This window comes from Thermodesulfobacteriota bacterium (assembly GCA_036482575.1).
In the GTDB taxonomy this organism is placed as follows: Bacteria; Desulfobacterota; GWC2-55-46; order GWC2-55-46; family JAUVFY01; genus JAZGJJ01.
The window spans coordinates 1-5862 of the sequence record JAZGJJ010000142.1; the positions used below are offsets into that span (position 1 = coordinate 1).

Below are 5862 nucleotides of genomic sequence, written 5' to 3' on the forward strand. Positions count from 1 at the left end.
ACCCCGCTTACTATATGGGCCCGCATCCTGCCGATAAAATCCGGGGGCAGGTGGCAGTCGCCGCACTCGGGGTCCGCGCCGAGTGCGGCGAAGTGGGAGGAGCCCTTAAGCTCGGCCGCGGGAAAACTCATCGAGTGGCACATCGTACAAAAGGCCGTGGTGCTCGAGTACCGCTCCGCCTCGATGAAGGCGAAGACGGCCGCAGCCCCAACCGCCGCAACCACTATGACCGAAGCTCCCTTCATCCTACTTTCCTCCGGAAAAACAAGATGTTATACCCTCACTATACACCGGATACCATAAATTGCAACCCGTTTTCCGCCCGCACCATGATGGTGTTTCAATTCACGACGACCGCCGGGGTATGAGGTGCCAATACTGTATTGGGCCATTTATGACATTAACCGTGCGGCAGCACCATGATGGTGTTTCACCTTCTGAACGGCCGTTAGTGCGCCGGACATGAGAAAGACTTATTTACACACAATACCTTGCGCTACGCCTGAGGGTGTTTCAATTCACGACGACCGCCGGGGTATGAGGTGCCAATACTGTATTGGGCCGCTTATGACATTAACCGTGCGGCAGCACCCCGCTTTTTCCGTTGGAAAAAACCCCCTTATGCCGTATACTGTATACTTGAATAAAGGGAAGCAGGGGCGTTTTTGAAGGTACGCTTTATCATAAACCCGATCGCGGGCGGGAAGAACAGGGTAAGGGAAATATCCGAGGCCGTAAGCAGGGTTTTCTCGTCCGACCACGGGATATACGAGGTAAGGGTTACCGGGAAGAAGGGTGACGCCAATGCGCTGGCCAGGGACGCCGTGGCCAAGGGCTATGACGCCCTGTTCGCCTGCGGCGGGGACGGCACCCTGAACGAGGTGGCCTCCGAACTCGTAAAAACGGACGTGATTCTCGGCATAGTGCCGGCCGGATCAGGCAACGGACTGGCCAGGGCGCTAAAGATACCGTGGGAGCCCGAGGCCGCGGTGAGGCTCCTGAAGGACGGCTTCATACGGCGGGTGGACGCCGGGGTGGTTGGGGGTGGAAAAAAAGGGGAAAGATATTTTTTCTCCACGGCCGGCTTCGGCTTCGACGCGCTCCTTAGCAAGCGCTACAACGAAAGGCCCGCGAGCCTCAGGGTCCGGGGGGTGCTGCCCTACGTGCCCATAGCGCTCGTCGAGTTCTTCAAGTACAGGCCCGAGAACACGCTGATTATGATAGACGGCAAGTACAGGAACTTCCGCCCCTTTATCCTGACGGTGGCCAACACCGAGCAGTACGGCTCATCGGCCATAATAGCCCCGGGTGCGGTGCCCGACGACGGGCTGTTCGACATATGCATAGTCGAGGACGTGAGCCTCTTCTCGGCCATAAGAGATTTAAGGAAACTTTTCAGCGGCAACATAGACACCATCGGAAACTTTAAGCGCATAAAGGCCGGTGTGCTGGAGGTCTTGAGGAGAAAGCCCGGCCTGGTCCACGCCGACGGCGAATACTTCGAAGGGGATAAGAAGGTGGAGATAAGGAACCTCCCCGGCGCCCTCAAGATACTGGTAAAAGAGGGCCCTGAAGGGATGGAGAGGGCAGGTGGTGCCGATAGTGCTTGAGGAAAAGACCCCCATGGACGCACTCGAGGGAAGGAGTTTCAGGGAGCTTACCCCGAGAGAAAAACTCCTGGTGGCCTACACCCACCTCGAAGAGCTCCGGCAGCTTAACGGCGGCTACGTTGCCTCGCCCTACCAGGGGGAGAACGGGGGGGACAGGTATAACGTCTTCTGGCTCCGGGACATCATGTACGCCACCTACGCCAACGAGTACGTGGGGTCGTACGACAAGATGATAGAGAGCTACCGGCTGATACTCCAGATATTCCAGAAGTACCGCCACAAGATATCAAGCGGCGCCCGCAAGCGCCACTATATGGGCAGCTGCGCCGCCGAGGCCATCCACTCGCGTGTCCACCCGGTCACGCTCGAGGAGATAACGCACGAGTGGGGACACCACCAGCTCGACATATTCGGGCTCTTCCTCTACAAGACCGGCGACCTCATAAAAAAGGGCCACAGGGTAATAACGGTGGACCAGCCCGACATCATGATACTGCTCCGCGACATAATGCTCTACCTGACGACCGTAAGGTGGCACTCGGACCCGGACTTCGGCGTGTGGGAGGAGGGGCCTGAGATGCACAGCTCCAGCATAGGCAGCGTGCTCGCGGGACTTACCATGTGGCATGACGACGGCCACTACCACTACAAGTACTCGCACCAGATAGACCTCCACGACTACCTCCCCGTCCCCCAGGAGTTCCTCGAAGCCGGCGAGGAGAGCCTTAAGAAGCTCCTGCCCTCCGAGAGCGAAAGCCGGCCCTACGACCTGACGCAGCTGAGCCTCATCTGGCCCTATAACATAATAAAGGAAGCACACACGAAGAGGATACTCAGGAACATCGAGACGAAGCTCGTGCGCGAGAAGGGAGTGATACGCTACCCCGGGGACCTCTACCACAACGCCGATCCGGAGAACCCCGTGGGCAACGAGGCCGAGTGGCCGCTCGGCTTCGCATGGCTCAGCATCGCTTACTCCAAGCTCGCCACGAGGTCCTTGAGGCTCGGCGCCATATTCGGAAAACCCCATGAGTTTATAAGGAAGTCGGAGGAGTACCTCGTAAGGCTCGAAAACGTCATGACCGAGGACGGCAAGGTGCCGGAGCTTTACAGCGGCGGCGAGATGAACTGGAACGTACCGCTCGCGTGGGCACAGAGCTTTTACGTCGTCGCGCGACAGAGCCTTACGAGGGTCCATGAGACAGTCGGCGAATAAAGAACCGGCACCTCCCTCCCCTTCACGCGAAGATTTCTCTTCCATTTTGTCTCCAATATTCCCATGAAACCCGCCGCGTTCAGGGCCACACTCGTAAACATAGTAGGCAATACCCTGCTCTTCGTCCTGAAAATATGGGTCGCGCTCCTCTCCGGCTCCATAGCGCTCCTCTCCGACGCCTTCAACTCGCTTACGGACATGGCCTCCTCGGTGGCCGTCTTCATATGCGTCAGGATATCCGCCGAGGAGGCCGACGAGGGCCACCCCTTCGGGCACAAGAGGGCCGAGCCCATAGCGGGAATAATTATAGCCGTGCTCGCCGGCATACTCGGCTTCGAGGTCATAAAGGCCTCGGCGGAGAGGGTCCTCTACGGCGGCGGCGGTGAGACGGTCGTCGGGTGGCTCGCCTTCGCCGTGCTCCTTCTAACCATGGTCGTTAAGACCGGCATGGCCTGGTACTTCAGGGTCGTCGGCAGGGCCGTAAGAAGCCCCGCCATACAGGCGAGCAGCGTGGACTCTTTCTGCGACGTCATGGTCTCCGGGGCGGCGCTCGTGGGCATCGCCGGGGTGAAACTCGGCTACCCGATACTCGACCCGCTGGCGGGCTTTCTTATAAGCCTCTGGATAATATACACCGGCTACACCATAGGCATGGAGAACGTGGACTACCTCATGGGCAAGGCCCCCCCGAAAAAACTCACCGACGAGATAAAGGCGGCGGCGCTATCGGTAGAGGGGGTCAAGGACATAAACACCGTAAGGGCACACTACGTAGGGAACTTCATACACGTGGAGATACACATAGAGGTGGCGAAGTACCTCTCGACCTTCGACTCGCACACCATAGGGAAAGAGGTCGAGAGGGCCGTCGAGAGGATCGAGGCGATAGAGAAGTCCTTTATCCACATAGACCCGGTATGAGTGGCGCGGCTTTAACGGATCTGGACCCCGCGCAGAGAGAGGCCGCCCACTCCACGGCCCGGCGCCTTCTCGTGGCCGCGGGGCCCGGGAGCGGAAAGACGAGGGTGCTGGCATCGAGGTACGCCCGCCTCCTCACCGAGGGCATAGGCCGGAAAAACATCCTCGTCCTCACCTTCACCAACAGGGCGGCCCGGGAGATGCGTGAGAGGATAGAAAAGCTCACGGGCATGGAGACCGCCTCGTTCCCGATCGGCACCTTCCATTGGTTCTGCCTCGGACTCCTCAAGAAAGAAAGGGGGTTCCGACTCTACGGGAGGGTTCAGCAGACGAACCTCCTTAAAGAGCTCGATGTAAAGAACCCCGCGAAGGAGGCCGAGAGGATATCGGCCGTAAAGAACCTCGGCCCGGACGCCGGGGCCGAGATCCCGGACAGCTTCCACGCCTATGGCGAAGCCATGAGGGAAAGAAACGCCCTCGACCTGGACGACCTCGTGCCGGAGAGCTTAAAACTCCTCAGTGAAGACCCCGCCCTCCTCGACCGTTACCGCGAACTCTTCCGCCACATACTCGTGGACGAGTACCAGGACATAAACCCCCCGCAGGCGGCACTCATAAAGCTCCTTGCCGGAGAAGGAGGAGAGGGGGAAGAGGGGGGAGAGGGGGAAGAAGGGAAAAGAGAGATAAAACTCCTCGCCATAGGCGACCCGGACCAGTCGATATACGGCTTCCGGGGGGGCAACCTCAAAGGCTTTCTTGCCTTCGAAGAGGAGTACCCCGGCTCCGAAGTCGTGGCCCTCGAAAGGAACTACCGCTCGAGCGGCAACATAGTGAGCGCCGCGGCCTCGCTTATAAAGAATAACGGCGCGAGGGCGGCCAAAGGCATGCTGCCTGTGAAAGATACGGGCGAGAAGATAACGGTCGTCGTATGCGGGGATGAGAATGGGGAGGCGGACTTCATAATAAAAGAAGTGGAAACGATGATGGGGGGGCTTTCGAGCCTTACGGTGGGGGGCGGCCGGGGCGACGGGGACGAAGGATACCGCTTCTCCGACTTCGCGGTTATCGTGAGGACCAACCGGCAGGCCGAAATGATCGGGGAGTCCTTCCGCTCCTCGTCCATACCTTGCCAGGTCGTGGGACGCGTGCCCGGGCTCTCGGAGTTCATAGCGCACATAAGGGGTGTCGACGTGCCGCCCGGCATGTCGCTCGATGCCTTCATAAAAAAAGAAGGGGATACGTTCGCCGTGGAGGAGTGGCGGCTTTCCCACCTCGAAAGAGCGGCAAAAGAGTTCCAGCGGACGGAAGAGGTTGCGAGCCTTAACACCTTTATCGAACGCCTTACGCTCATGGAGCCGCCCGACTTTTGCGACGTGGAGGCCGACAGGGTAACGGTCTTGACCGCGCACATGACGAAGGGGCTCGAGTTCCCGGTGGTCTTTATCGCGGGATGCGAGCAGCGGCTCTTCCCGCTTCACGTGAAGGGCGGAGAGACCGACACCGAGGAGGAGCGAAGACTCTTCTACGTGGCCATGACGAGGGCGCGGGAGAAGCTCTACCTCTTAAGCGCTAAGAGCAGGCGGCTCTGGGGAGAGACCGTTTCGCCGCTGGAGTCCCCGTTCCTCGGCGAGTTGCCGGAGAGGCTCGTCAGGAAAACCGCCTTTAAAAGGAAAAAATCCCGGAGGAGAGCGCCGCAGAAGGGGCTCTTCGATTAGCCGTGAAGGTCGCGAGCTTTAACGCAAACTCCATAAGGGCGAGGCTTCCCATCATCGTCGAGTGGCTCCGAGAGGAATCGCCCGACCTGCTCTGCGTCCAGGAGACAAAGGTGGTGGACTCCGATTTCCCCGCCGTCGCGTTCGAGGAGGTCGGCTACGGGGCGGCCTTTTGCGGAGAAAAATCCTATAACGGCGTGGCCATCCTCTCCAAACACCCCCTGAAGGACGTGAGCATCGGCTTCGCCGGCGTGCGCTCCGACGGGAAGGACCCTGCCTGGGAGAACTACGCCGGGGAAAACTACGATGGTACGCGCATTATAAAAGCGACCGTAAAGGGCATCCCGGTGGTAAACACCTACGTCCCGCAGGGCTCCCACCCCCTCTCGGAAAAGTTCCGCTACAA

The 5862-nt window shown here is 59.3% G+C and carries 6 protein-coding genes; 5 read left to right on the forward strand and 1 reads right to left on the reverse strand.

The window, feature by feature from the left end; genetic code table 11:
• A partial coding sequence (locus V3W31_06315) for a NapC/NirT family cytochrome c (GenBank protein ID MEE9614555.1) occupies positions 1–245 on the reverse strand: 245 nt, incomplete at its 3' end.
• 420 nt (positions 246–665) lie between these two features.
• Between V3W31_06315 and V3W31_06320 the strand changes: the two genes are divergently transcribed.
• From V3W31_06320 to V3W31_06340, 5 genes are all read left to right on the forward strand, one after another.
• Positions 666–1610, forward strand: coding sequence for a diacylglycerol kinase family protein (locus V3W31_06320; GenBank protein MEE9614556.1), 945 nt, complete (start codon positions 666–668; stop codon positions 1608–1610).
• Positions 1591–2826 carry a glycoside hydrolase family 15 protein gene (locus V3W31_06325; protein MEE9614557.1) on the forward strand — a complete coding sequence of 412 codons (1236 nt, stop codon included), beginning with the start codon at positions 1591–1593 and terminating at the stop codon, positions 2824–2826. Before V3W31_06320 ends, V3W31_06325 begins: the two co-directional genes overlap by 20 nt.
• A 63-nt stretch (positions 2827–2889) precedes the next feature.
• Positions 2890–3747, forward strand: a complete 858-nt coding sequence (locus V3W31_06330; protein MEE9614558.1) for a cation diffusion facilitator family transporter — start codon at positions 2890–2892, stop codon at positions 3745–3747.
• Complete coding sequence (locus V3W31_06335) at positions 3744–5459, forward strand: UvrD-helicase domain-containing protein (protein MEE9614559.1); 1716 nt, start codon at positions 3744–3746, stop codon at positions 5457–5459. Before V3W31_06330 ends, V3W31_06335 begins: the two co-directional genes overlap by 4 nt.
• 2 nt (positions 5460–5461) lie before the next feature.
• Positions 5462–5862: exodeoxyribonuclease III (locus V3W31_06340; protein ID MEE9614560.1), on the forward strand; the 401-nt coding region annotated here is incomplete at its 3' end.